We start from the raw sequence: 24,933 nt of genomic DNA, 5'->3' as shown, positions 1-24,933 counted from the left end.
GGGAAACCCGCCTTTTTTATTTCACGCCTCGCCTGTCAGAACCGTAAATAACTCACCGCCAGCCCCACAAACAGCGCCAGGCCTACGTAGTTATTATTGAGAAACGCTTTAAAACAGGCGTCGCGATCGCGCCCGGCAATGATCTTCTGCTGATAAACAAACAGCGCGCCCGCCACCACCACGGAAGCGTAAAATGCCCCGCCCAGGCCATTCAACCAACCAATCGCGATCATCAGCGCCAATACGGCTATCTGCAGCAAACCAATAATCAATTTATCGTACTGACCAAACAGAATAGCGGTGGATTTCACCCCTATCTTCACATCGTCATCACGATCGACCATGGCGTACTCGGTGTCATAGGCCACAGCCCAGCAGATATTCGCGAGAAACATCAGCCAGCAGCTAAGCGGCACGGTTTCGCTCACGGCGGCAAAAGCCATCGGAATAGACCAGCCGAACGCCGCGCCCAGCACCACCTGCGGCAGATGCGTGTAGCGCTTCATAAAAGGATACATCCACGCCAGCGCCAGCGCGGCGACAGAGAGCAGGATGGTCATCAGGTTGAGCGTCAGCACCAGCGCGAAGGAGATAAGCACCAGCACCACAAACAGATTTTTCGCTTCTCTCTCTGTTACCGCGCCGCTCGGCAGCGGACGGTTTGCCGTGCGCTTTACGTGACCGTCAAATTTACGATCGGCATAATCGTTGACCACGCATCCCGCGGCGCGCATCAGCCAGACGCCCGCCACAAACACCGCCAGGATCCACAGCGGCGGTACGCCGGGCGTCGCTACCCATAACGCCCACAGGGTCGGCCACAGCAGCAGCAAGGCGCCAATCGGTTTGTCGGTACGCATCAGGCGATGATAAGCGAGCAGCTTATTCTGCGTCAGACTCCACTCCATTTCTCTTCCTCTTAATACAATGGCGATGCAGGCAAAAACAGTTCAGTCAGTAACAGCGGTTTGCCGGAAAGGCGCAGCCGGGAACGACGCCCCCACAGCTCGCCGCTGCGGCCCGGATGGATAAAATCCCGGGTCAGGGTCGATGAGGTAAACAGGTAGCGACCCAGCGGCGTAGTCCCCATATTCTGTAAGGCTAATTCGGGTCCATTGAGTGTAGACTGCGGCACCACGGTGCGCCCAACAAGCCAGGGTTCGCCGTCGCCGCAGAGCACGATTTCACGCAGCCAGTAGGTCTCTTCCTGCGGCAGCCACTCGCGCTCCGCCGCAATCTCCTGCGGGCTGACAAAACCTTCAAATAACAAATCCACGCTTACGCGCTTGCAGTGTTGTTCAAAGCGTTTAGTCATGGAATCTTCCAGCATCAGCCAGTCGAGCAGGTTCTCATCCAGGGAGGCGGTATCGGTTGTAAAAGACAACGCGCGAAGCTGCATCAGCGCGGGGTGGGACATGCATCATTCTCCGGGGCTGTTTGACGGGGCATTGTAGCGCAGAAAGGCGCAGAGGTGGCGGGCAAACCGCTTCTGGCGATCAAAAACGCAACAGGGGTGCAACAACGCGGCGGAGAAAATAAAAAAGGTGCGCCGAAGCGCACCAGGTCTTGCAAGCATCAGCAATGCGGGGAGACGGTCACCCCTTGCCTTTTACACTGCTGATAAAAGTTTGACGGGCGGAGGTAGAACCCAGACGCTCGGCTTCATTCAGCAGTTTCAGGGCCTTGTCGACATCCCCTTTGGCGACCGCTTGCTTAATGGCCTGATTAAAATAGGTTTCGGTATCGTTCAGCACCGGCTCGCTCTTCGCGCCAGGCGCAGGGGCTGCGGCAGGCGCCGGAGCGGGCGCGGCGTAAGCGGTAGCAGGTGCTGGCGCGGCGGCAGGCGCTGGCGCAGCATACGCCGTAGCAGGCGCGGCAGTATTGCCCACGGTGACAGAAGCCTGGCTGGAAGAGCCAAACAGCGGACCAACCAGGATGCTGGATGCGGAGTTAGTGCTCACTTTCAGCTTCAACGTACCGTCAGTAGTATGACGCGCAACCGGGTCCGCGATATCGGGCACCGCGTTGCCCACGCCTTTGGCATAGGCTTTAGCTGCGTTGGTCATCGTCGTGGTCTTCTGTAAATCTTGCGGCGTGGTGAAAACCAGCAGATAAAGTTTTTGCTGACCCAGCGCCGGCGTCAGCTTAACGGTGCCTTCAAGACGGTCTTCAGAAACGGCGCCCGGCTCTTTATAAGCGAAATAGCTGCTTGGGAAATAGGCGGCAGGCGTGAGATTCTGATCTAATACCAGCAGGTTTGGCGCAAAAATGGATCGTTGCTTTTCGCCAAGGCTGGTCAACGTAATATTCAGTTCGCCGATGTTTGCCGGCACGCTGTAAGCCACGACTTTGCCGCTAATCCCCGGCACGTTCAGCGTTTGGCCGGCGGTGGCAACTTGCGTAGTCTGCGTTTGTGATTGGGCGACCGGCGTCCAGACAATTTGCTGTAATGCCGAAGCCGGGATTGCAGGCGCGGCGGAAGTATTTTGCGGCACTATATTTACATCAGCGAAGCTGACAATCGGCGCGCAGGCGAGCAACCCTGCGCTCAGGCAGAGCGCGACAAGACTTTTTTTCATTTTCATTGTTATAACCTTATTTGAACGAATGCGACGGTAGCCAGGCAATAGCGCGCCGCATCCTGAATAACTTAACTTGTGAGGGTAAAGAGGGGCTTTCGCCCCTCTCTGGTACAGCTAAGATGATGCGGATTACCACCAGATTTCCATCTGAGCGCCGAAGCTCCACTCATCGCTGTCGCCACGGCTGCTGTTACCAAACTGGGTGAAAGTACCAGAGGTAACGGCCTCAGAAGTCGTGGATCCGTTAGACGCTTTAACATAACCCCAGTTCTCGTCCCACTTGGCGTAAGTTGCGAATACGCGGATAGCCGGACGGGACCAGATGCTGTCGCCTGCCTGCCATTGCTGGGCCAGGGTGATTTTGTACTGGTCGTTATGCTCATCAACCTGCTGAGATTTCACATTGTCGTAGCCCACTTCCAGCAGGGTGCTCATGATCGGCGTCCATTTGAACATTGGACGGATACCCACGGTCCACCAGGTGTTACCGCGATTGTTGTCACGATCGATATCCTGGTACATAGCGACATACATCATGTCCCAACGATCGCCCAGTGAGATTGAACCGTGGTCAAGGACACGGATCAGGCTGCCGTCATTATCCACAGAGCCGCCGCGAGCCTGGCCTTTGCCCTGGGAAATCATAGAGTCGGTCGCGTACTGGAGCACAAACTTGTTAAAGCCGGTGCCGATAGTCTGAGTATGCTCACCTGTAAACATCCAGCCATCTTTGGTTGCGCCTGGAGCCAGGTAATAATCATCCGGAATATTGGTGTGACCGTAATCAACGCCTAACTCCAGTACACCGTTCGGGTTGGTTTCCAGCCCTGCTAAACGTACGTCAAAAACGTCGTTTGGTACTTCGTTGTTATAGGTCCGCACCCCATTAGCATCGCGGTCGCCAAAGGCTGAAGAACCGCCCTGTTCGCTTGAGCGGGTCGCAGCCAGAGAGAGTTTACCGATACCGACATCAATGTTTTCCAGACCCGCGCCCGGGCCAGAAATATCCCAGTAGTAGAAGTCGATCATGTGTACGTCATGACGCTGGTAGAAGCGCTTACCTGCCCAGATATTGGCGCCAGGCAGAGCGTCGATCAGGTTCTTACCTACAACGTTAAATTCGCGGACAGCAGGCGTATCGGTATTTTCAAAGTCGTTTAGCTGATTAGTTCTGTAACCAATATTTGAGTCAAAGTAGAAGCTCTTGTCGCCTTCTTTCCAGACTTCCTGACCTAACTTAATTTCCGCATAGGTCTCACATTCGTTACCCAAACGGTATTTAGCATCAGCACCAGTCGCCTGAAAACACTGTTGTTCGCCGCCACTACCCGTCCAGCCGATGCCGGAACGAGCATAACCTTTGAAATCGACAGCGCCTGCCTGAGCAGACAAGATGCCTGCCATGACGGCCACCGCCACGGGGAGTTTGCGCAGAGTAATCATCATTCTATCTCCTGAGATCATTGCTTTTCTTTGTAATCGGGAATGCTTAAACGCCCGGCTCTTTGTGCAGCCGACGGCAGGCGGTGCCATCTTCTCGGAACAGATGGCAGCGCTCCGGCGGTAAGCCGATGGCGAATGTGGCACCCTCTTGTACCAGCACCACGTCGTTCTGGCGGTAAACCAGGTTCTGACGCAAAGCCGGGATCTGGATATGTATCTGAGTCTCATGGCCGAGCTGTTCGACCACCTGCACTTCGCCTTCGAGAGTGACGTCGGCGATATCGCTCGGCAGCAAGTGTTCCGGGCGGATGCCAAGAGACATATTGGCGCCCACGTTCACGCCTTCGCTGTCCACCGGCAGCCAGACATGCTGGCGGTTCGGCAGCTCGACCTGCACCTGATCGATGGCGGTGGCGGTCACTTTTACCGGCAGGAAGTTCATTTTTGGCGATCCGATAAAGCCCGCGACGAAGCGGTCCGCCGGGTAGTGATAAAGCTCAAGCGGCTTACCCACCTGGGCGACGCGCCCGGCGTCGAGCACCACGATTTTGTCGGCAAGCGTCATCGCTTCTACCTGGTCGTGGGTGACGTAAATCATCGTGCGGCCAAGTCGCTTGTGCAGGCGGGAGATCTCAATGCGCATCTGCACGCGCAGCGCGGCATCGAGGTTAGAAAGCGGTTCGTCGAGCAGGAAAACGCTCGGCTCCGCCACCAGCGTACGGCCAATCGCTACGCGCTGGCGCTGGCCGCCAGAAAGCGCTTTCGGACGTCTGTCCAGCAGATGCGCGAGCTGCAGCACTTCCGCGACCTGCGTCACCTGCTGATTAATGGCGTCTTTCTTCACCCCTGCGAGTTTCAGGCCAAAGGACATGTTTTCAGCAACGGAGAGATGGGGATAGAGCGCATAAGACTGAAACACCATGCCCACGCCGCGCTCGGAAGGCGGCACGTCATTCATGCGTTTTTGTCCGATATGCAGGTCGCCGCTGGTGATGGTCTCCAGCCCGGCAATCATGCGCAGCAGCGTTGATTTGCCGCAGCCGGAAGGCCCGACAAATACCACGAACTCCCCTTCGGCGATATCCAGGTTGATGTCTCGCGACACCACAACCTCGCCCCAGGATTTAGTTACATTGCGCAGCTGAACGCTTGCCATCCCTCTCTCCCTTTAACCTCAAACTTTTCACTGAAAACAGCCAGGATGCCGTGACTATGCGGGATTCATAAAGCACGGAAATCCTCCACCCCCAGGCTTTTTTATGGGGGAGGAGGCGGGAGGATGAGCGACTCGCCTCTGCCACGCCAGGCCGCGGCTGGCGGGGATTTTCGTGATGGAGCCTTCAAAAAACGAGGCGCATTTACGTGCGCTGCGCCACATAACCTGCGTTTATGGAATCGCGATCACACTCTGAGGGGGTGGGGCGTAGAGCAAAGGAGGATGAGAAGCGCTTGTCAGATGCCCAGACTGGTACAGGTAAAGCCATTACGTGTATCCACGCGCAAACCCTCAAAAAGGATGGGAGTTATGAAAATTAAAACCGGCGCACGCATCCTCGCACTTTCCGCATTAACGACGATGCTGTTCTCCGCCTCTGCACTCGCCAAAATTGAAGAAGGCAAACTGGTCATCTGGATCAACGGCGATAAAGGCTATAACGGCCTGGCCGAAGTCGGTAAGAAGTTTGAAAAGGACACCGGTATCAAGGTGACGGTGGAGCACCCGGATAAGCTGGAAGAGAAATACCCGCAGGTCGCCGCCACGGGCGACGGCCCGGACATTATCTTCTGGGCCCATGACCGCTTTGGCGGCTACGCGCAGTCCGGCCTGCTGGCGGAAGTCAGCCCGGATAAAGCCTTCCAGGACAAAATCGTGCCGTTCGCCTGGGACGCCGTCCGCTACAACGGCAAAATCATCGCTTACCCGGTGGCGGTGGAATCGCTGTCGCTGATCTACAACAAAGACCTGGTGCCGAACCCGCCAAAAACCTGGGAAGAGATCCCGGCGCTGGATAAAGAACTGAAAGCGAAAGGCAAGAGCGCGCTGATGTTCAACCTGCAGGAACCCTACTTCACCTGGCCGCTCATCGCTGCCGATGGCGGTTACGCCTTTAAATTCGCCGACGGCAAATATGACGTGAAAGATGTGGGCGTGGACAGCGCGGGCGCCAAAGCGGGCCTGAACTTCCTGGTCGACATGATCAAAAACAAAAACATGAACGCGGATACGGATTACTCCATCGCTGAAGCGGCCTTCAACAAAGGCGAAACCGCGATGACCATCAACGGCCCGTGGGCATGGACCAATATCGACAAGAGCAAGGTGAACTACGGCGTAGCCGTGCTGCCGACCTTTAAAGGCAAGCCGTCCAAACCGTTCGTCGGCGTGCTGAGCGCTGGCATCAACGCCGCCAGCCCCAACAAAGAGCTGGCGAAAGAGTTCCTGGAAAACTACCTGCTGACCGATGAAGGCCTCGACCAGGTGAACAAGGACAAACCGCTTGGCGCCGTGGCGCTGAAATCTTTCCAGACGAAGCTTGAGAAAGATCCGCGCATCGCCGCCACCATGAAAAACGCCGAAAACGGCGAAATCATGCCTAACGTGCCGCAGATGTCCGCCTTCTGGTATGCCGTGCGCACAGCGGTTATTAACGCAGTAAGCGGTCGCCAGACCGTCGATGCGGCGCTGAAAGACGCACAGAGCCGTATCGCTAAGTAATTAACCCCGGCGGGCGGCGCGTTGTCCGCCCGCCATTTAATGACGGCGGCGTGCCGTCGCCAGGCAACACAAGTATTCATTGCAGTTGAGGAAGAACCCCATGGATGTTGTTAAAAAGACCCACTGGTGGCAAAGCGATGCGCTGAAATGGGCGGTTGTCGCGCTGCTCGGCCTGCTGGTGGCCTATCTTGTGGTATTGATGTACGCCCAGGGGGAGTACCTGTTCGCCATCATGACGCTGGTGTTAAGTTCCGCCGGCCTCTATATCTTCGCCAACCGCCGCGCCTATGCGTGGCGTTATGTTTACCCGGGCTTTGCCGGAATGGGGCTGTTTGTCCTCTTTCCGCTGGTCTGCACTATCGCCATCGCTTTCACCAACTACAGCAGCACCAACCAGCTCACTCAGGAGCGCGCCCGGGAAGTGTTGATGGATCGCAAATACCAGGCGGGGAAAAGCCTTAACTTCGGTCTTTATCCGCAGGGGGACAAATGGCAGCTGGCGTTAACCGACGGCGAAAGCGGCAAACATTATCTCTCCGACGCCTTCAGTTTTGGCGGCGAGCAGAAGCTTACAATGAAAGAAGCGCAGGCGCTGCCGACAGGCGAGCGCGCCACGCTTCGCGTTATCACCCAGAACCGCCAGGCGCTGAACCAGATAACCGCCGTGCTGCCGGACGACAGCCAACTGGTGATGAGCTCGCTGCGCCAGTTCTCCGGCACCCGGCCGCTCTATACGCAGGCTGAAGACGGCACGCTCACCAACAACCAGAGCGGCGTGAAGTACCGTCCAAATAACGATATCGGCTTCTATCAGGCCATTAACGCCGACGGCAACTGGGATGGCGAAAAGCTCAGCCCCGGCTATACCGTGACTATCGGCTGGGATAACTTCCTGCGCGTCTTTACTGATGAAGGCATCCAGCAGCCCTTCTTCGCCATCTTTGTCTGGACGGTGGTGTTCTCAACGCTGACAGTGCTGCTGACCGTCGCCGTTGGTATGGTGCTGGCCTGCCTGGTGCAATGGGAGGCGCTGAAAGGCAAAGCGGTTTACCGCCTGCTACTGATTTTGCCTTACGCCGTGCCGTCGTTTATCTCCATTCTTATCTTCAAGGGCCTGTTTAACCAAAGCTTTGGCGAGATAAACATGATGCTGAACGCGCTGTTTGGCATTAAGCCCGCCTGGTTTACCGACCCGACCACCGCGCGCACCATGATAATCATCGTCAACACCTGGCTTGGCTATCCGTACATGATGATCCTCTGCATGGGGCTGCTGAAGGCTATCCCGGACGATCTCTATGAAGCCTCGGCGATGGACGGCGCCGGTCCGTTCCAGAACTTCTTTAAAATCACGCTGCCGCTGCTGATTAAGCCGCTCACGCCGCTGATGATCGCAAGCTTCGCCTTTAACTTTAATAACTTCGTGCTCATTTTGCTGTTAACCAACGGCGGACCGGACCGTCTTGGCACGACCACGCCCGCAGGCTACACGGATCTGCTGGTGAGCTATACCTACCGCATCGCCTTTGAAGGCGGCGGCGGTCAGGACTTCGGCCTCGCAGCCGCCATCGCCACGCTGATTTTCCTGCTGGTGGGCGCGCTCGCGATTGTTAACCTCAAAGCCACGCGCATTAAGTTCGATTAAGGAGGACGACACATGGCTATGGTTCAACCGAAATCCCAGAAGCTGCGCCTGCTCATCACGCATCTGCTGCTGCTGGCGTTTATCGCCGCCATTATGTTTCCGCTGCTGATGGTTATCGCTATTTCGCTGCGCCCCGGCAACTTCGCCACCGGCAGTTTGATCCCGGAACAGGTTTCCTGGGAACACTGGAAACTGGCGCTCGGCTTTAGCGTAACGCACGCCGACGGCCGCGTGCTGCCGCCGCCCTTCCCGGTGCTGCTGTGGCTGTGGAACTCGGTGAAAATCGCGGGCATTACCGCAGTCGGCATCGTGGCGCTCTCTACCACCTGCGCTTACGCGTTCGCCCGCATGCGCTTCGCCGGGAAATCGGCGTTGCTCAAAGGAATGTTGATTTTCCAGATGTTTCCAGCGGTGCTGTCGCTGGTGGCGCTCTATGCGTTGTTCGACAGGCTCGGACAGTACGTTCCGTTTATCGGCCTGAACACCCATGGCGGGGTGATCTTCGCCTATCTTGGCGGCATCGCGCTGCACGTCTGGACGATAAAAGGCTATTTCGAAACCATTGACGGGTCGCTGGAAGAAGCGGCGGCGCTGGATGGCGCAACGCCCTGGCAGGCCTTCCGCCTGGTGCTGTTGCCGCTCTCGGTGCCTATCCTTGCGGTGGTGTTTATTCTGTCGTTTATCGCCGCCATCACCGAAGTGCCGGTCGCCTCGCTGCTGCTGCGTGATGTGAATAGCTACACGCTGGCGGTAGGGATGCAGCAGTACCTCAACCCGCAAAACTACCTGTGGGGCGACTTCGCGGCGGCGGCGGTGCTTTCCGCCATTCCCATCACCGTGGTCTTCCTGCTGGCGCAGCGCTGGCTGGTCAGCGGCCTGACGGCGGGAGGCGTAAAAGGTTAATTTGCTTTCATCAACGTAGTGCCACTGTAACCCTCAGTCTTATCCCTGACTTGTTTTCTATTTTCGGCGGCCCCTGGGCCGCCATTTTTATTCGCGCTTCAGTCGCTTTGAATTACACAGCCACAGGGCCAGCACCAGCAGCAAAATCGCGCCGGAGTAAATCAGCACGTCCATGGGCGATTTATGGTCGACAATAATCAGCCGCACGATAGCGGTAATGCCGATGTAGACGAAATAGCGCAGCGGAAAGTGAAAGCCGGACTGGAAATATTTCACAATCAGGGCAATAAACTCAAAGTAGAGGAAATAGACCACCAGCCCTTCCACCAGCTCATATTTGCTGGCCTGCTCATTGGGCGAAAAGAGCACATCGGCAAGGTGCAGCGTCTCCTTGCCAAGAAAAATCACCAGGATAAGACCCAGGCTCATCAGCCCCAGGTTAAGCACCGTCTGGAGGATGGTAGAGATAAGCTCTACCCGTGCGCGCGAAGAGATGAACATCATAACTGCACCTCATAATCTGCGTTCCCGAGGCTGTTATACGTGAAAAATGTGACATAGATCCATATTTTTTGTTTATCTTTTGCGCAGGTCGTCTCGCTCTACCACAGTTAGAGGTTTTGTTATTCATTCTTTCAAAAGGGAAAACAATGAAAATTGCCTGTCTGCATACGGCGCAAAGCAACGTCGACGTTTTTGAGCAAGCGGCGCGGGACCTGCATATTCCCGAAGGCACGTTAAAACATCAGGTGATGGCGCATCTGCTCGCCCAGGCGGAAGCGGCAGGCGGCATGACGCCGGAAATCGAGAAAGAGACCATCGCCGCCCTGGCGGAGCTGCGCACCGATGCCGATGTGGTGCTGCTCACCTGCTCCACGCTGGGCTCTGCAGCCAACTACCTGGCGCAGGACCCGGGCATTGTGCGTGTCGACCTCGCGCTGGCGCAGGAAGCCGCCAAAGCGGGAGAGCCCATCGTGGTGCTGTGCGCCGCGCCCACCACCATTAAACCCACCGCCGCGCTGTTTCGTGCGGTAGCGCCGAAGGCGCCGCTGGCGATAGAGCTTATCCCGCACGCGTGGGAGACGTTTAAGGCCGGCCAGATGGCGGAGTACTTCAAGTTGATAGCCGAACGGGCGCAGCAGGCGCTTGATGAAGGGGCAGGTTGCGTGGCGCTGGCGCAGGCTTCGATGGCGGGCGCGAAAAACCTGCTTTCACACCCGAAGGTGCTGACCAGCCCACACAGCGCGCTGCGCCGGGAGTGGACGCGCCTGCAGGCTATTTTTGGCACGGAGGCGTAAATGCACCTGACATTTCGCCACGCTACGGTTGATGACGCCCCACTGCTGAGCGAAATGGGTTCTTGTACCTATCGTCATCACTTCGCGCATTTATGGTGCCGCCAAGAAGAGCTCAATGATTTTATCGCCGCGGAATATAGCGTAGCGGCGCTGCAGCAAAGCCTGAGCGCTGTCGGCACCCGCTGGCTGATTGCCGAAGCGGAGCGCCCGGCAGGCTTCGCAAAAATATCCTGGCGAAAACCTGTGCCGGAGCAAACGTATACCGGCGCTCTGCTGCACAAGCTTTACCTGATGCCGGGTGAGACGGGCAAAGGCTACGGCGAGCAGTTCTGGCAGGCTATCCTGCGCGAAGCACGGGCAGAGAATGAGCGCTGGCTGTGGCTGGAAGTGCTGGAGGCGAATGCGGGAGCGCGCCGTTTTTATGACGCCCGGGGAATGAAGATGCTCACGCAGACGATATTCAGCAGCGCCACGCAGCAGAGCGTGCTGTTTGTTATGGGGAAAGCGCTTGATGAACATGCCTGAGGAGCCGACGCGCCGCAGCGTTGGCGTAAAAAACGTCACCGTGGGCCGCAACGTGGTGATTTACGAGCCCGCCAACCTTTACGACTGCGAACTGTGCGACGGGGTCTTCATCGGCCCGTTTGTCGAGATCCAAAGCCGCACGCGCATTGGCCGCAACACCCGCGTTCAGTCGCACGCCTTTATTTGCGAGTCAGTCGTCATTGGTGAAAACTGCTTTATCGGCCATGGGGTGATGTTCGCCAACGATATGTTTCGCGAAGGCAAACCCAACCCGGACCGTGAAAGCTGGGGGAAAATCGTGATTGGCGATAACGTGTCGATTGGCAGCGGCGCCACCATTCTCGCCGTTTCCATATGCGACGGCGCGGTCATCGGCGCAGGCAGCGTGGTGACCAAATCGCTTACCGAGAAAGGGGTCTACGCCGGTAACCCGGCGCGGCTTTTGCGCCGGCTGTAGCGTTGCTACCCTCACCCAGCCCGCTTCCAGGGAGGAAGAGAGAGAAAAACGCGCGGGTCTGTGGCGCGCTCTTGCCCTTGCAGAAAAAGCCCCTCCTGACCGGGTCGCCAGCCACGCCCCTCTCCCCTGTGGGGAGAGGGTTAGGGTGAGGGGTGATGCCCGCTTAGCGGAAATTCACGCTCTTATCGCTGGTCATGCTGTAGAGGTCAAACTTACGGCCCAGCATCTGGCCGCCGTCGCGGGTGAGCGGCGTCCAGCCAATCGCCGCGCGGCTGCGCGTTGCGCCACCGGAGAAGAGATCGAACGGCACGGAAACGTAAACCCCTTTGGTGAAGTCCCCTTCACCGTACTCATCCGGCGAAACGTTGGTGATAGTGGCGTAACCGCCCACCACGATGCCGCTGTCGAAGTGTTTGGCTATCTCCAGCGTGCCGCCTTTGTCGCCCGCCAGATATTGCCCTACGCTCGCTTTAATCAGCACATCCTGGGCAAACGGCGGCGTCCAGTAGGCGGTCAGATGACCGGTTTTCACGCTGTAGTCAGTGAACTTCATCATGTTCTGCGGGCTGGTCCAGTCGCGCTGTTTCACGTAGTTCGCATCCAGACCAAAGGCCCAGTTGCTGTCCACCGGACGATAAAGCACTTCCGCCCCCGCGCCGCCGTACATCGTCTCCAGATAACCGCCGTAAACCTGCCCGTACCAGCCGTTCCCCAGGTACTGGAAGTAGTTGGCCTGGGCGTTGTTAACGTAATAGTCATTCTCTACATACTCACGTACGTGGGTGCGCACGCGCGGCAGCGCCGAGTCGTTCGGCGGGTTGGTGTAGTTAAACTTGCCATAGTTGTTGGCAATGTTGGCGAACAGGCTGCCGGTCGTCAGCAGGTGATCGGTTAGCCACAAATCCGCCGTGGCCATCACGCCCACCTGATACATGTAGAAGTTTTCCGGCCCGCCGACAGACTGGTTCAATACCGGATTGAGCGAGAAATTAAAGCGCGGCTTCTCAATGTACCAGCCCTGCTCGGTGCTTTCCGGCACCACCGGCTCCATGCGTTTTTGCACCAGCTCCGTTTCATGGCCGAGCGGCTCGCCTTCCAGATGACGCTTCAGGCTCGCCACGTCGGTTTCCGTGGTAACCTGCGGCATGTTGAGGCGCGTTTCGGTGACGCGAATAGTGCGCACCCCTTCCGGCAGGTCGTTCATGATGATGCGGTTCGCGCGCTCAATGCCTTCCTGCGAATCGCGGTATTTAAACTGCTCGCCGGTCACGTACAGCGTGTCGCCTTTTACCTGAATCTGCGGGTTGTTCAGCCCGGCGTTGTACTTCAGCGAGGTAAGCTGGTTCGCCACGACGCTGTGCTGAAGAATCGCCTCCTGCGGCTGCGGCTGATACGCCGGACGGCGATTATCGTTATAAGAAGGACGCAGATCGTTGAAGTTGGTGCGCAGCGTAAAGCCGAACATCAGCGTGTTACCGCGCTCGTAGCTCAGGTTAACATCCGCCCAGTCGGCGACGCGGTAAATCGCGCCCACGTTAAACTTGCTCTTCTGGTCGATTTTACCGGCGAAATCTTCGCTGTAGTTATTGCCTTCATACTCAAGCTTCAGGCGCAGCGGCTGCCATGGCGTCTGGTATTCAACACCGCCGAAAATCGCCGCCGGGCCGTGGAACATGGCGCTGCCGTCGATGGAGCCCGCTTTCTGGTAACTCGGATCGCGGTAGCAAAATTTGTCGTCATATTCGCAGAACGGGTTTTTCACGTTGCCGCTGGTGCCCAGATAGCCCCAGCCTAAGCCGAGCGAGAAATCAAACGGCCCCCAGGCTTTGTTCGCCACCACATATTCACCGTCAAACAACCCCGTACCGCCCAAATCGCGCGCCCCCACCGCGACCTGCGGCAGGAAGTAGCCCTCTTCCCACAGCCGCAGCTTCACGTCGAAGGCTTTGTCTTTATAGGTCTGATTGCCGGAGAACGACTCGACGTTACTGTAGTTTTTAGTCCGCACGTCGGTGTAGCGCAGCGTGGTTTCCAGCCACGGGAAGAGCTGCACGGAAGCGGAATAGTAGCGGTACTGATCGTTATCGCGGTAGTTGAGACTCAGTTCCCCTTCCCGCGCCATGCGCGCCGTAGGGGTTTGCATTAAGCCCACGCCGCCAAAATCGGACTGTGAAGGACCGACGGGCGCGGGATAGGTTTCTGCATGGCAGGCGCAGGAGACCGACAGCGCCAGCAAACTGTAAAAATAGCGTTTCTTCATCAATCCGGTATCCGCTGCGTCAGCGAGCGAAGTATCTGCTCGTTCAGATCGTCATAAGAAGAGGTAAAAGTGTGCTCGGCGAAGCCCAGAAAAATAATGCTGCCGGGCATCGGCTCCACGTGACGTTTGTTCCAGTAAGCGACAGGCGTCTTTTGCGTGCGCCCATCAGGGTAGACGACCCAGGCATAGCTGCGCTCGCCGCCGCTAAGACGGCTCACCTCATCCAGATAATCCGCGACCGATTTTCCAGGCGTGAAGGGCTTCGAGCCTGGCGCGTTCACCAGCCCCATCAGCGTAACGGTCGTCGGCTGCGGTCCCACCCACAGCGAGTAGTCACCCTCCAGCGGCACGTTGTTGCCTGGGCTTACGCGCACGCTGTCCGGGTCCAGCGTAATAAACTGGCGGCCAGTTACTTTTATTGCGGCAAGTTGCTGGCGCACACTGTTAATGGCGGCGGCATCGTCGGCGTCTTCATCGGCCGAAAGCGCCGCCAGCCGACCCAGCAACGCCTGATGCTGCTGTTGCGCCACGGCGCTCGCCTGACGTTCGCTGATAACCGCGCCCGGCCACCAGCTTTGCGTAAGCTGGGGTTGGGTAACGAGATCGGCGAGCGTCTGTGCGCCGGTGACTTTCAGGGGCTGTGCGTGTTCGGGATAAACCGTAATGGTGCCTGCGGCAAAAGCCGACAGGCTGCCCAGGCTTAAAATAAGTGATGCGAGGGCTGCTGTTCTCATTCTTTTGCCGCCTTCAACAGGATAGTGGTAACCGGGAAATAACCTGCGCCAAGGTACTGCTTCGACTGACGGATCGCGCCTTCGCTGTCTACCCAGTAGCGGTTATGCCAGCTTGCCGCCTCGGTGGTCACCTCTTCATCCAGCACGCGAACCGGCGTGGACTCGCTGCCCACCTGTATGCTGTCCGTTCCGTCCCAGGTAAAGGTTGAGCGCGCCGTGGCGTAACGCGTCTGACCGCGCTCCGTCCAGCCCATCACGCGGGTCCAGCCTGCGCCGTCAACAATCTGGTTCGCTTTCAGCAGCGGATCGTCGTTGATGTTCGTTACGCTAATCAGGTTGTCGCGAAGATTGAGGGTTTTCACCAGGCGGCCATGCTGGGTTATCAGCGTGGTCTGGTCCTGGGTCACCCATTTTTGCTGGCCGTTTTCCGAAAACGCCAGCACCACAAACAGCTGCGGGCCGTTGTTTAACGTCATGTACTGGCTGGCATAGGGCATATTTTGAATATCGTCGTCTGTCAGATGGACGCCATCCGCGCCCGTTACGCCGCGCCAGAAAGAAGTTGCCATTCCTTTGATATTGGAGGAACAGGCCTGGAGCAGCAGGCAGAGCATCACAATCGCGAGTCGCTTCACGACATTTCCTCAGGGAGTCAAAATAACCACACCGTAGTGTGGTTATGGTTAAAGCACCGAAGGTTACTGCGTGGTGCTGGTGGTGGTTGTGGTAGTGGTCCCGGTGTTAGAACCGTCGCCGCCACCGGTCGCAGCGAGCGCCACGCCGACAACCGACCCGACAGTGCTGGCGGTCGTTGCAGTAGAGGAGCCTACTGACACCGACGTCGCCGCTGCGCCTGCCGCGTCACCGGTGGCTACCGGCTCCGCATTAGCCGCAGTCGCGCCCAGCGCTGCTATGGCAAAAATGCCATAAACGATTTTTTTCATAACAATTTCCCTTCATTGAATGAATGGAGATGTGCCCGAAAAGGGTTTCAGGCGCAATCGAGTATACACAACAACGCCTGCGGGTTTATGGCATCGGGAAATAAGCGGTGGGTTTTAGGACAAATAGATAAAATGAAAATGTTGAGCGCGGTAATTTAATTAAAAGATACTATTATTCAAATAGTTAAAATATATCCTTAAAAGCATCCAATCCGTTTAATCCTAAATTCCCCTGATAAAATGAAAGGGTAAAAACGCTTTTTCAGATTAACCTCAAAGCCGGGTAACCCTGATTTGCCGCCACAACGGGATTTCTCCGATAAAAAATGCCGGCGCTCAGGCCGGCATTATTCAGCACAACACGTTAATTACGCGCGCCACGCTTTGTAGCGGTTAATCAGTCCGTTGGTGGAGCTGTCGTGGCTGTCGATCGCGTTATCGTCGCCAAGCTCCGGCAGGATGCGGTTGGCCAGCTGTTTACCTAATTCCACGCCCCATTGGTCGAAGGTGAAGATGTTCAGGATAGCGCCCTGGGTGAAGATCTTGTGTTCATAAAGCGCAATCAGCGCGCCCAGGCTGAACGGCGTGATTTCACGCAGCAGGATGGAGTTGGTCGGACGGTTGCCTTCAAACACTTTAAACGGCACCACGTGCTCCAGCTGCGCCGGGTCTTTCCCCTGGTCGCGGAATTCCTGCTCCACCACGTCGCGAGATTTGCCAAACGCCAGCGCTTCGGTCTGGGCGAAGAAGTTGGACAGCAGTTTCTGGTGGTGGTCGGAAAGCGGATTATGGGTGACGGCCGGCGCGATGAAATCGCACGGTACCAGCTTAGTGCCCTGGTGGATCAACTGATAGAACGCATGCTGGCCGTTGGTGCCCGGCTCGCCCCAGATGATAGGGCCGGTCTGGTAATCCACCGGGTTGCCGTTGCGGTCGACAAACTTGCCGTTGGATTCCATGTTGCCCTGCTGGAAGTAGGCGGCAAAGCGGTGCATGTACTGGTCGTACGGCAGAATGGCTTCGGTTTCAGCGCCAAAGAAGTTGTTGTACCAGATGCCAATCAGCGCCAGCAGCACCGGCAGGTTTTGTTCAGGCGCGGCGGTGGAGAAGTGTTTGTCCATCTCATGTGCGCCACTGAGCAGTTCAACAAAGTTGTCAAAGCCCACGGAGAGAATGATGGAAAGGCCAATCGCCGACCACAGGGAGTAACGGCCGCCGACCCAGTCCCAGAATTCGAACATGTTGGCGGTATCGATGCCGAAATCGCCCACCGCTTTGGCATTAGTAGAGAGCGCCGCGAAGTGTTTCGCCACGTGCTGCTGATCGCCCGCGGTTTTCAGGAACCAGTCGCGCGCGCTGTGGGCGTTGGTCATGGTTTCCTGGGTAGTAAAGGTTTTGGAAGCCACGAGGAACAGGGTGGTTTCCGGGTTCACTTTTTTCAGCACTTCGGCGATGTGGGTGCCATCGACGTTAGAGACAAAGTGCATGTTAAGGTGGTTTTTATAGGGGCGCAGCGCTTCGGTCACCATGAACGGGCCTAAGTCGGAGCCGCCGATGCCGATGTTCACCACGTCGGTAATCGGCTTGCCGGTATAGCCTTTCCACTGCCCGGAGATAATGGCCTCGGAGAATTTTTTCATCTTCTCCAGCACGGCATTCACTTCCGGCATCACATCTTTGCCGTCCACCAGGATCGGCGTATTGCTACGGTTGCGCAGCGCCACGTGCAGCACGGCGCGGTCTTCGGTGCGGTTGATCTTTTCACCGGAGAACATCGATTTGATGGCGCCCGCCAGGTCGGTCTCTTTCGCCAGCGCCTGCAGCTTGCTGAGAGTCTCTTCGGTAATGCGGTTTTTGGAATAGTCGACCAGCATCAGGTCATTGAACGTGGCGGAGAATTTGCTGAAGCGGTCGGCGTCTTTGGCGAACAGATCGGCGATTTTTACATCCTTCATCTCTGCATAGTGTTGCTCTAGCGCCTGCCAGGCGGAGGTCTGCTTCGGATTGATGTTTTTCATAGCAATACTCTTGTGATTTGAGAATTGAAACTGCGGTCGATTGTAGCGCTTGTGGCTGGAATTGTGATGATTTTTATCATGGCGTTGGTTGCGCGCCACCGTGCCGGTTAAGACGAAAGTATAGCTGTTATAAGTTATTTTCCTGGCAGGCGGCGCAACATGAAAAATCCCCATGACCGTATCGTTGACAATAACCCTGCTAACCCTTTATTTATGAATAAATACCGGCCCGAAGCGCGCTGCGCGTTGTCAGCCGGTAAATTTTAGGTTGTTTCGGTGTCGCGCTATGCCCACTGAACAAACCTGATACTCCAGCATTTCGTTTTGCCACGGTAAAACAAAATCAATGAGTCGCCGTTTTCCAAAATAGTTCGGGGTGTGGCAAGGCGATAAGCGGGCGCATCCCCAGGAGCATACATAAGTATGTGACTGGGGTAAGGCCGCGCAAGCAACGCAGCCACAGCCTGAAATATGAAGGAAAACCAGAAGAGGCGCGTCGCCCAGGTATCGTGTCCGAGGAGCCACTCCAAAGACGGCACGGGAGGGGGAGCGACGCCGAGGTAGCGTAGCGTCTGGCAACGTTCGCTATCGGCTACAGGGGCTGAATCCCCTGGGTTGTCACCCGAAACGTCAGCAGTCGAACGTTTCGCAAGGTGGAGCGCTTCTGGGTGTATGTGGTTGTGGTTTTCCCGCCTGCGTCCGCCCCCTTACCGCTCTCTCCTTGTTCCAGGGCTGAATACTTTATACGCCATGCGCTATGGCCCCCTGACACGAGGTTGTTATGACAGATTCTTTAGTGGTCGCGAAATTTGGCGGCACCAGCGTGGCGGATTTCGACGCCATGAACCGCAGCGCCGACGTGGTGCTTTCCGATGACGCTGTGCGCCTGGTGGTGCTTTCCGCTTCCGCGGGCGTGACCAATCTGCTGGTGGCGCTGGCCGAAGGGCTGGAAGCGACCGAGCGCTTCGTCAAGCTCGACGCCATTCGCAAAATCCAGTACGACATTGTTGAGCGGCTGCAAAACCCGACGGTTATCCGCGAAGAGATTGACCGCCTGCTGGAAAACATCGCCACCCTTTCTGAGGCCGCGTCGCTTGCCACCTCTCATGCGTTGACTGATGAGCTGGTCAGCCACGGCGAGCTGATGTCTACCCTGCTTTTTGTCGAGATCCTGCGCGAACGCCACGTGGAAGCGCAGTGGTTCGACGTGCGCAAAGTGATGCGCACCAGCGATCGCTTTGGCCGCGCCGAGCCGGATGTAACGGCGCTTTCTGAGCTCTCGACGTTACAGCTGAAGCCGCGCCTCGCCGAGGGGCTCATCATCACCCAGGGCTTTATCGGCAGCGAAGCGAAAGGCCGCACCACGACGCTTGGCCGCGGCGGCAGCGATTATACCGCCGCACTCCTTGGCGAAGCGTTGCAGGCAAGCCGCGTCGATATCTGGACCGACGTGCCCGGCATTTACACCACCGACCCGCGCGTCGTGCCCGCGGCGAAACGCATTGATGAAATCGCTTTTGAAGAAGCGGCGGAGATGGCGACGTTTGGCGCGAAAGTGCTGCACCCGGCCACGCTGCTGCCCGCCGTGCGCAGCGATATCCCGGTATTTGTCGGCTCCAGCAAAGACCCGAAAGCGGGCGGCACGCTGGTGTGCAACGAAACCGCCAACCCGCCGCTATTCCGCGCGCTGGCGCTGCGCCGCAAGCAAACGCTGCTGACGCTGCACAGCCTGAATATGCTGCACTCGCGCGGTTTTCTTGCCGAAGTCTTCAGCATCCTGGCGCGCCACAATATCTCCGTTGATTTGATAACCACCTCGGAAGTGAGCGTGGCGCTGACGCTCGACACTACCGGCTCCACCTCAACCGGCGATACGCTGCTGACGCAGGCGCTGCTAACGGAGCTCTCTTCGCTCTGTCGCGTGGAGGTAGAAGAGAACCTGGCGCTGGTGGCGCTGATTGGCAACGATCTGTCGAAAGCGTGCGGCGTGGGCAAAGAAGTCTTCGGTGTGATGGAGCCGTTCAACATCCGCATGATCTGCTACGGCGCCTCCAGCCATAACCTCTGTTTCCTGGTGCCCGGCGCGGAAGCGGAGCAGGTAGTGCAGAAGCTGCATCACAACCTGTTCGAGTGATAAAAAAATGGCCTGACAATGTCAGGCCATTACCGTTTCATAAAGCAGCGTATCTAACCTGGTCGCGCAGGCCTTTTCACTATGCGGCAGGTCAGGCGGCGTTTCGCCGCGCGCCAGCTCCTGCGTGATAAAAGCCTGTATCCGCGGCATCGCCGCGCCATACTCCGCCTCGCCCGCACGCTGTTTTCTCGCCAGCAGCGCGTCTATTTCCTGACGCAGCAGCGGATCGGTCACGACGCCGTCCAGCAATTCGACAAAACGCATCGGCGGCGCACCCTTACCCGCTTCTATCCAGCGAACCGCCAGCAGCGGGCGCAACACGTAGAAATATTTCTTCAGCCGCACCGTATCGCCCTGCAAATAGCTGCGGAAGTTTTTCCGCGCCATTGAGTAGTAGTGCCAGCGCGCCCGCTCTGCGGAGAACCATGCAGGCACCTGTTCACGCAGCGCGGCGATGACCTTTTCATCCTGCTGATAGACCACTGGCGAATCGAGCCATTCGATAAGCGTCGGGTTAGCGCGCTTGAGCAGCCCGAGCGCTTTGCGCCACTCCCAGCCGCAGACGTCCAGCGTGTCGTCTATTGGCAACTCGATGACATCGCGCGGCGCATCAACGCGTAAATACCACTCGGGCGGATGCACATAAAGAAAGCGCACATCGTAATCGCTGTCCGGCGAGGCGAAGCCCCAGCCGCGGCTGCCTGATTCACAGGCGTACAGCACCTTCATGCCGTAGCGCGCTTCCACTTCTTTCAGCACGTGTCGCACGCGCTCCCGCATGGCGGCATCAACGCCGTTCAGTTCCATTTTTTTATCCTTTTACGCAAACCACCTGGCGCAGGGTATGCACCACTTCCACCAATGAGGCCTGAGCGGCCATCACCGCATCGATATCTTTATACGCCATCGGAATTTCATCGATAACGTCGCTGTCTTTGCGACACTCCACGTGCGCGGTGGCGCGGATCTGATCTTCCACCGTAAAGCGCTTTTTCGCCGCCGTTCGGCTCATGGTGCGCCCGGCGCCGTGGCTACAGGAGCAGAAACTCTCTTCGTTGCCCAGACCGCGCACGATAAAGCTTTTCGCGCCCATCGAACCGGGGATAATCCCCATCTGTCCTTTCTGGGCGGAGACAGCGCCTTTGCGCGTCACCAGCACATCCTCGCCGAAATGACGCTCTTTCTGCACATAGTTATGGTGGCAGTTCACCGCCTCCTGCTGGGTCATAAAGGGTTTCTTGATGACCTGAGACAGCGCCGCCAGCACGCGGGACATCATCACTTCGCGGTTATGGCGCGCGAAATCCTGCGCCCATTCGACGGCTTCGATGTAATCCGCATAATGCTTGCTTCCCTCTTCAAAATAAGCGAGATCGCGATCCGGCAGGTTAGCGATATGGCGCTGCATATCTTTCTGAGCAAGCGCGATGAAGTGGGTGCCGATGGCGTTACCCACGCCGCGCGAGCCGCTGTGCAGCATGACCCACACTCGCTGCTGCTCGTCCAGACAAACCTCGATAAAGTGGTTGCCGGTACCCAGCGTGCCCAGATGCTGATAGTTGTTGGTTTTCAGCAGATTCGGATATTTATCGGTGATCCGCTTAAAGCGCGGCGCCAGGTGCGTCCAGTGCGCGTCCACTTCCTGCGGCGCGCGGTTCCACGCCCCTTTATCCCGCTGGCCGCGTGCGCTGGTGCGCCCGTGCGGCACGGCATGCTCAATGGCGCTGCGCAGCCCGCTGAGGTTATCCGGCAGGTCGCTTGCAGTCAGCGACGTGCGCACCGCAATCATCCCGCAACCGATATCCACGCCCACCGCCGCCGGGATAATCGCCCCTTTGGTCGGAATAACGCTGCCGATGGTCGAGCCTTTACCCAGATGCACATCGGGCATCACCGCCAGGTGTTTAAAGATAAACGGCATTTTCGCCGTTTTCAGCAGTTGCTCACGCGCCTCTGATTCTACCGGCACGCCGTTGGTCCACATTTTTACCGGCGCGCTGTTTTCACGCGCCAGCAGTTGATAATCGTTATGCTGCATTTGTCTTTCCTTTAATGTTTACAAGACCGTGCAATACCTGGTCCAGACCGCCAAACACCGAGATTTTATCGATGCGCTCCGCCACCCTTTCCAGCGTCTCCAGCTCTTTTAAGCGCAGCGCCACCGGGTTGTTTTCCATCACTTTGGCGGTGTTCAGTAACGAACGCGTCGCCGCGGTCTCTTCGCGCCGGCGGATAACATTCGCCTGCGCGGATTTTTCCGCCTCCACCAACCGCGACAGAATGGTTTTCATATCGCCGGGCAACACGATGTCTTTCACGCCTGTTGACGCAACCTCAATGCCAAACGGCGCCATGCGGGCAATCACCTGCGCGCTCACCACGTCGTCGATGACCTGCTTGTTCTCCAGCAGCTCATCCAGCGTGCGCGTCCCTACCGCTTCGCGAAGCGCAAACTGCAACTCGCGATAAAGGTAATCCAGCGGCTTCGCCAGCTGGCTGTACGCCTGCAGAACATCGAGATAACGCCAGTTCGCGCCGAGGTTGATGCGCAGATTCACTTTATCTTTGGTCAGGATCTCCTGGCCCGATACCTCCAGCGCCTGCAGGCGCGTATCCACCACTTCCGCCTCCACGAGGTGGTTGATTTTCCAGTATGCGCTTAAGCCTGGCGGCAGCAGCGCCTGCGTCTCGCCGTCAATTTTCAACACGCCGACATGCCAGGCGGGCACCTGCACCGTCAGGATCGCCTCGCGGCCTTTCACCGCCTCGTTGCGACCGCGCGGCTGCAATACCGCATTCATAACATCAATGGGCACGTGCACATCCTGCGTGCTCATGCGTTTTACCTGCAGGCTGTCGCCATCGCGCCAGAACAGCCGACGCGCGCCCGGCGGGATGATTTCCAGCAGTACGCCGTTGCGGTAAAGCGCCGCCGTTTCCTGTTCTGCGGTATCGACAGACAGGCAATATTTTTCTACCCATTCCGGCTGAAAGCGGCGCAGATAATCGGCAAGTTCCGGCGCCACGTCGTCGCCGTTCACATCCACCACGGTCACGTCCGGTTTGTTAAACCACGGCAGGCGATGTTCGCCCGCCTCCAGCACCTGATAAAAGTCGCCCTGTTTTGCCAGTAAACCCAACTGGCCTTTTCGAATCGTGATTTTGTTATTCATTTTTATCTCCCTGTTTTTCACTTGCCGGCGCGAGTGCGGACACGGAGCCGCAGGGAAACGGGCCATGACTGCCTGCGCGTTTTGCCTGCGGCCCGGCGTCGTTACCGGCGCCCGCTCGGGGTGGTCATCACAGCCGACCACCGGGTACTGCTTGCATAGCTCTCTGGAGAAGAGGTGACGAATCAGGAATCGAACCTGATAAAACCGACTTTTCGCCCATGTCTTTCCACTGGCGGAACGCCCCCTGGAAAACGTATTACCGCTCCCGGTGCGCCGGCGGGGCTCATATCCCCTGCGACTCCCAGTGTGCTGACATAACAGGTATTGCCAGAAGCGTGCCAGTTTCAGTTAAGGGATGAATAAAAAAATAATTAGTTGAAAAGTAATGATAAAAACACAGAATCCGCCATTCAGGTATTATCATGACGATCAATAATTTATAATTATTTATATTGTTTTATATATAGGTATAAACATGCAAAAGCGGCGGGTAGTGATTGGCGTGTTGGGTACGGTGCTGGACAAGCGCGGCAAGCGGGAGAACCGCTGGAAGAAATGGCGGCCCACCGTCGGTCTTTGCCAGCAGCCCGGTTTTCCCGTCGACCGGCTGGAGTTGCTGCACCAGCCGCGGGATAAAGGCATGGCGGAGCAGCTTAGCGAAGACATCGCTGTCGTTTCGCCGCAGACGCAGGTACGCCGCCACCCTGTAACGATTCTTGACCCGTGGGATTTTGAAGAGGTTTACGCCGCCTTTCTCGACTTCGCCACGCACTACCCTTTCGACACCGAAAACGAAGAGTACCTGGTGCATATCACCACCGGCACGCATGTGGCGCAGATCTGCTGGTTCCTGCTGACGGAAGCGCGTTACCTTCCCGCCAGCCTGCTGCAAACCAGCCCGGCCAGGGGCGAGGCTACGGACCTGGAGAAAGCCGCCGGCACCTGCTCGGTTATCGACCTCGATTTAAGCCGCTACGCGACGCTCACCAGCCGTTTTCAGCGCGAGCAGCAACAGTCTGTCTCGTTTCTGAAGGCGGGCATCGACACCCGCAACGCCACCTTTAACCGCCTGATTGACCAGATAGAGCGCGTGGCGCTGCGCTCCACCGCGCCCATTCTGCTTACCGGCCCTACCGGCGCGGGCAAATCCTTTCTCGCGAAACGTATTTTCCAGCTGCGCCAGGCGCGTCATCTCGTGCAGGGACGGCTGGTGTCGGTAAACTGCGCGACGCTGCGCGGCGATAACGCCATGTCGACCCTGTTCGGCCACGTCAAAGGGGCGTTTACCGGCGCGCAGCAGGCGCGGGCGGGCCTGCTTCGGGAAGCGGACGGCGGCGTGCTGTTTCTCGATGAGATAGCCGAGCTGGGGCTGGACGAGCAGGCGATGCTGCTGAAGGCGATTGAAGAGAAAACGTTCTTCCCGTTTGGTTCGGATAAAGAAGTGCGCAGCGATTTCCAGCTTATCGCCGGCACGCATCGCGACATGACGCAGTGGGTCGCCGAAGGCCGCTTTCGTGAAGATCTTTACGCCCGCATCAACATGTGGGCCTTTGCGCTGCCAGGCCTTGCCGAACGGCGCGAGGATATTGCGCCTAACGTGGAATATGAGTTGCAGCGCTTCTGCGCGGAGCAGCAAACGCAAATCCGCTTCGATAAGACAGCGCGCGAGCGGTATCTCCTCTTCGCCTGCTCGCCGCAGGCGCGCTGGCCGGGCAATTTTCGCGAGCTTGGCGCATCGGTTGCGCGCATGGCGACGCTGGCGGACCAGGGGCGCATTACAGAGGCGTTGGTGGAAGAAGAGATTCTGCGGCTGCAACAAAGCTGGCGGCCTGCGCACGGCGCCGTTGCGCTGCCCGTAGACCCGGCGACCCTCGACCTCTTCGACCAGGACCAGCTGGCGGCGGTCATCGCCGTCTGTCGCCGTTGCAGTACGCTCTCTGAAGCCGGACGGGCGCTTTTCGCCGTCTCACGGCAGAAGAAAAGCAACCCCAACGACGCCGACCGCCTGCGTAAATACCTCGCGCGGTTCGGGCTTAGTTGGGAGAGCGTGCGCGGCGCAGGATGAGCGCATTTCATCATAATTTGTTTGAATAACTTTTCT

The 24,933-nt window shown here is 57.5% G+C and carries 22 protein-coding genes and 1 riboswitch; of the genes, 8 read left to right on the top strand and 14 right to left on the bottom strand.

Going from position 1 to position 24,933, the window contains the following annotated elements; translation table 11 throughout:
* Window positions 1–35: 35 nt before the first annotated feature.
* From ubiA to malK, 5 genes are all read right to left on the bottom strand, one after another.
* Window positions 36–908: a 4-hydroxybenzoate octaprenyltransferase gene (ubiA, locus tag MT962_RS20625; RefSeq protein ID WP_024557317.1), complete on the bottom strand. Its 873-nt coding sequence runs from the start codon at window positions 906–908 to the stop codon at window positions 36–38.
* A gap of 11 nt (window positions 909–919) precedes the next feature.
* The gene (gene ubiC, locus MT962_RS20620) at window positions 920–1,417 is read right to left on the bottom strand and encodes a chorismate lyase (protein WP_024557318.1); all 498 of its coding nucleotides are present in this window, start codon (window positions 1,415–1,417) and stop codon (window positions 920–922) included.
* Window positions 1,418–1,595: 178 nt separating this feature from the next.
* On the bottom strand, window positions 1,596–2,585 hold the full coding sequence (malM, locus tag MT962_RS20615) for a maltose operon protein MalM (protein WP_247366334.1): 990 nt from the start codon (window positions 2,583–2,585) through the stop codon (window positions 1,596–1,598).
* Window positions 2,586–2,711: 126 nt separating this feature from the next.
* Window positions 2,712–4,028: a maltoporin gene (locus MT962_RS20610; RefSeq protein WP_024557320.1), complete on the bottom strand. Its 1,317-nt coding sequence runs from the start codon at window positions 4,026–4,028 to the stop codon at window positions 2,712–2,714.
* A 43-nt stretch (window positions 4,029–4,071) separates the two neighbouring features.
* Window positions 4,072–5,181 (bottom strand): maltose/maltodextrin ABC transporter ATP-binding protein MalK, encoded by a 1,110-nt coding sequence (gene malK / locus MT962_RS20605; protein ID WP_024557321.1) that lies wholly within the window; start codon window positions 5,179–5,181, stop codon window positions 4,072–4,074.
* A 369-nt stretch (window positions 5,182–5,550) separates the two neighbouring features.
* Here malK and malE point away from each other — a divergent pair, with 369 nt between their 5' ends.
* The 3 genes from malE (at window position 5,551) to malG (ending at window position 9,289) form a co-directional block, all read left to right on the top strand.
* The gene (malE, locus tag MT962_RS20600) at window positions 5,551–6,741 is read left to right on the top strand and encodes a maltose/maltodextrin ABC transporter substrate-binding protein MalE (protein WP_024557322.1); all 1,191 of its coding nucleotides are present in this window, start codon (window positions 5,551–5,553) and stop codon (window positions 6,739–6,741) included.
* Window positions 6,742–6,841: 100 nt separating this feature from the next.
* Window positions 6,842–8,386 carry a maltose ABC transporter permease MalF gene (gene malF / locus MT962_RS20595; RefSeq protein ID WP_024557323.1) on the top strand — a complete coding sequence of 515 codons (1,545 nt, stop codon included), beginning with the start codon at window positions 6,842–6,844 and terminating at the stop codon, window positions 8,384–8,386.
* 12 nt (window positions 8,387–8,398) lie between these two features.
* Complete coding sequence (gene malG / locus MT962_RS20590; protein WP_024557324.1) at window positions 8,399–9,289, top strand: maltose ABC transporter permease MalG; 891 nt, start codon at window positions 8,399–8,401, stop codon at window positions 9,287–9,289.
* Between the two features lie 87 nt (window positions 9,290–9,376).
* Here the strand turns inward: malG and psiE are convergent, their stop codons facing one another.
* Window positions 9,377–9,790: a phosphate-starvation-inducible protein PsiE gene (gene psiE / locus MT962_RS20585; RefSeq protein ID WP_024557325.1), complete on the bottom strand. Its 414-nt coding sequence runs from the start codon at window positions 9,788–9,790 to the stop codon at window positions 9,377–9,379.
* Window positions 9,791–9,939: 149 nt separating this feature from the next.
* On the opposite strand from psiE, the gene MT962_RS20580 reads away from it, so the two are divergent.
* The 3 genes from MT962_RS20580 to MT962_RS20570 are packed head-to-tail and all read left to right on the top strand — an operon-like array spanning window position 9,940 to window position 11,569.
* Complete coding sequence (locus MT962_RS20580) at window positions 9,940–10,587, top strand: hypothetical protein (RefSeq protein ID WP_024557326.1); 648 nt, start codon at window positions 9,940–9,942, stop codon at window positions 10,585–10,587.
* Window positions 10,588–11,112 carry a GNAT family N-acetyltransferase gene (locus MT962_RS20575; protein ID WP_247366333.1) on the top strand — a complete coding sequence of 175 codons (525 nt, stop codon included), beginning with the start codon at window positions 10,588–10,590 and terminating at the stop codon, window positions 11,110–11,112.
* Window positions 11,105–11,569, top strand: a complete 465-nt coding sequence (locus MT962_RS20570; protein WP_161629457.1) for an acyltransferase — start codon at window positions 11,105–11,107, stop codon at window positions 11,567–11,569. Before MT962_RS20575 ends, MT962_RS20570 begins: the two co-directional genes overlap by 8 nt.
* Before the next feature lie 163 nt (window positions 11,570–11,732).
* On the opposite strand, the gene MT962_RS20565 is transcribed toward MT962_RS20570, so the two are convergent.
* The 5 genes from MT962_RS20565 to pgi all read right to left on the bottom strand — a co-directional run bounded on the left by MT962_RS20565 (window position 11,733) and on the right by pgi (window position 17,525).
* Window positions 11,733–13,829: a YjbH domain-containing protein gene (locus MT962_RS20565; protein WP_024557329.1), complete on the bottom strand. Its 2,097-nt coding sequence runs from the start codon at window positions 13,827–13,829 to the stop codon at window positions 11,733–11,735.
* Window positions 13,829–14,563: a capsule biosynthesis GfcC D2 domain-containing protein gene (locus tag MT962_RS20560; RefSeq protein ID WP_247366332.1), complete on the bottom strand. Its 735-nt coding sequence runs from the start codon at window positions 14,561–14,563 to the stop codon at window positions 13,829–13,831. Before MT962_RS20560 ends, MT962_RS20565 begins: the two co-directional genes overlap by 1 nt.
* Window positions 14,560–15,198, bottom strand: a complete 639-nt coding sequence (locus tag MT962_RS20555; RefSeq protein ID WP_024559929.1) for a YjbF family lipoprotein — start codon at window positions 15,196–15,198, stop codon at window positions 14,560–14,562. Before MT962_RS20555 ends, MT962_RS20560 begins: the two co-directional genes overlap by 4 nt.
* A 63-nt stretch (window positions 15,199–15,261) precedes the next feature.
* Window positions 15,262–15,507 carry an exopolysaccharide production protein YjbE gene (gene yjbE / locus MT962_RS20550; protein ID WP_024557332.1) on the bottom strand — a complete coding sequence of 82 codons (246 nt, stop codon included), beginning with the start codon at window positions 15,505–15,507 and terminating at the stop codon, window positions 15,262–15,264.
* Between the two features lie 368 nt (window positions 15,508–15,875).
* The gene (pgi, locus tag MT962_RS20545) at window positions 15,876–17,525 is read right to left on the bottom strand and encodes a glucose-6-phosphate isomerase (protein WP_247366331.1); all 1,650 of its coding nucleotides are present in this window, start codon (window positions 17,523–17,525) and stop codon (window positions 15,876–15,878) included.
* A gap of 478 nt (window positions 17,526–18,003) precedes the next feature.
* Window positions 18,004–18,197, top strand: a riboswitch (Lysine riboswitch).
* 109 nt (window positions 18,198–18,306) lie between these two features.
* Here pgi and lysC point away from each other — a divergent pair.
* Window positions 18,307–19,659, top strand: coding sequence for a lysine-sensitive aspartokinase 3 (lysC, locus tag MT962_RS20540; RefSeq protein ID WP_247366330.1), 1,353 nt, complete (start codon window positions 18,307–18,309; stop codon window positions 19,657–19,659).
* 21 nt (window positions 19,660–19,680) lie between these two features.
* Here lysC and MT962_RS20535 read toward each other — a convergent pair whose 3' ends face one another.
* The 3 genes from MT962_RS20535 to MT962_RS20525 are packed head-to-tail and all read right to left on the bottom strand — an operon-like array spanning window position 19,681 to window position 22,832.
* Window positions 19,681–20,466: a nucleotidyltransferase domain-containing protein gene (locus MT962_RS20535; RefSeq protein WP_024557335.1), complete on the bottom strand. Its 786-nt coding sequence runs from the start codon at window positions 20,464–20,466 to the stop codon at window positions 19,681–19,683.
* A gap of 4 nt (window positions 20,467–20,470) precedes the next feature.
* On the bottom strand, window positions 20,471–21,697 hold the full coding sequence (locus MT962_RS20530; RefSeq protein ID WP_188724411.1) for an RtcB family protein: 1,227 nt from the start codon (window positions 21,695–21,697) through the stop codon (window positions 20,471–20,473).
* Window positions 21,687–22,832, bottom strand: coding sequence for a slipin family protein (locus tag MT962_RS20525; protein WP_048887158.1), 1,146 nt, complete (start codon window positions 22,830–22,832; stop codon window positions 21,687–21,689). Before MT962_RS20525 ends, MT962_RS20530 begins: the two co-directional genes overlap by 11 nt.
* 475 nt (window positions 22,833–23,307) lie before the next feature.
* On the opposite strand from MT962_RS20525, the gene rtcR reads away from it, so the two are divergent.
* Window positions 23,308–24,897 (top strand): RNA repair transcriptional activator RtcR, encoded by a 1,590-nt coding sequence (gene rtcR / locus MT962_RS20520; RefSeq protein ID WP_029593184.1) that lies wholly within the window; start codon window positions 23,308–23,310, stop codon window positions 24,895–24,897.
* Window positions 24,898–24,933 lie beyond the last annotated feature (36 nt).

The sequence above is a fragment of the Franconibacter sp. IITDAS19 genome, from assembly GCF_023079515.1.
GTDB classification, from domain to species: Bacteria; Pseudomonadota; Gammaproteobacteria; order Enterobacterales; family Enterobacteriaceae; genus Franconibacter; species Franconibacter pulveris.
Note: the sequence above shows the minus strand (reverse complement) of the source record. Positions and strands in the feature narration are given on the sequence as shown.

What these genes read in the sequence shown, in the direction of transcription:
- malM (WP_247366334.1), bottom strand. Translation starts at nt 2,585, where the DNA reads ATGAAAATGAAAAAAAGTCTTGTCGCGCTCTGCCTGAGCGCAGGGTTG.
- ubiA (WP_024557317.1), bottom strand. Translation starts at nt 908, where the DNA reads ATGGAGTGGAGTCTGACGCAGAATAAGCTGCTCGCTTATCATCGCCTG.
- MT962_RS20580 (WP_024557326.1), top strand. Translation starts at nt 9,940, where the DNA reads ATGAAAATTGCCTGTCTGCATACGGCGCAAAGCAACGTCGACGTTTTT.
- yjbE (WP_024557332.1), bottom strand. Translation starts at nt 15,507, where the DNA reads ATGAAAAAAATCGTTTATGGCATTTTTGCCATAGCAGCGCTGGGCGCG.
- MT962_RS20570 (WP_161629457.1), top strand. Translation starts at nt 11,105, where the DNA reads ATGCCTGAGGAGCCGACGCGCCGCAGCGTTGGCGTAAAAAACGTCACC.
- malE (WP_024557322.1), top strand. Translation starts at nt 5,551, where the DNA reads ATGAAAATTAAAACCGGCGCACGCATCCTCGCACTTTCCGCATTAACG.
- ubiC (WP_024557318.1), bottom strand. Translation starts at nt 1,417, where the DNA reads ATGTCCCACCCCGCGCTGATGCAGCTTCGCGCGTTGTCTTTTACAACC.
- MT962_RS20560 (WP_247366332.1), bottom strand. Translation starts at nt 14,563, where the DNA reads ATGAGAACAGCAGCCCTCGCATCACTTATTTTAAGCCTGGGCAGCCTG.
- MT962_RS20535 (WP_024557335.1), bottom strand. Translation starts at nt 20,466, where the DNA reads ATGGAACTGAACGGCGTTGATGCCGCCATGCGGGAGCGCGTGCGACAC.
- MT962_RS20610 (WP_024557320.1), bottom strand. Translation starts at nt 4,028, where the DNA reads ATGATGATTACTCTGCGCAAACTCCCCGTGGCGGTGGCCGTCATGGCA.
- MT962_RS20575 (WP_247366333.1), top strand. Translation starts at nt 10,588, where the DNA reads ATGCACCTGACATTTCGCCACGCTACGGTTGATGACGCCCCACTGCTG.
- lysC (WP_247366330.1), top strand. Translation starts at nt 18,307, where the DNA reads ATGACAGATTCTTTAGTGGTCGCGAAATTTGGCGGCACCAGCGTGGCG.
- psiE (WP_024557325.1), bottom strand. Translation starts at nt 9,790, where the DNA reads ATGTTCATCTCTTCGCGCGCACGGGTAGAGCTTATCTCTACCATCCTC.
- rtcR (WP_029593184.1), top strand. Translation starts at nt 23,308, where the DNA reads ATGCAAAAGCGGCGGGTAGTGATTGGCGTGTTGGGTACGGTGCTGGAC.
- malG (WP_024557324.1), top strand. Translation starts at nt 8,399, where the DNA reads ATGGCTATGGTTCAACCGAAATCCCAGAAGCTGCGCCTGCTCATCACG.
- MT962_RS20525 (WP_048887158.1), bottom strand. Translation starts at nt 22,832, where the DNA reads ATGAATAACAAAATCACGATTCGAAAAGGCCAGTTGGGTTTACTGGCA.
- MT962_RS20565 (WP_024557329.1), bottom strand. Translation starts at nt 13,829, where the DNA reads ATGAAGAAACGCTATTTTTACAGTTTGCTGGCGCTGTCGGTCTCCTGC.
- MT962_RS20530 (WP_188724411.1), bottom strand. Translation starts at nt 21,697, where the DNA reads ATGCAGCATAACGATTATCAACTGCTGGCGCGTGAAAACAGCGCGCCG.
- malK (WP_024557321.1), bottom strand. Translation starts at nt 5,181, where the DNA reads ATGGCAAGCGTTCAGCTGCGCAATGTAACTAAATCCTGGGGCGAGGTT.
- malF (WP_024557323.1), top strand. Translation starts at nt 6,842, where the DNA reads ATGGATGTTGTTAAAAAGACCCACTGGTGGCAAAGCGATGCGCTGAAA.
- pgi (WP_247366331.1), bottom strand. Translation starts at nt 17,525, where the DNA reads ATGAAAAACATCAATCCGAAGCAGACCTCCGCCTGGCAGGCGCTAGAG.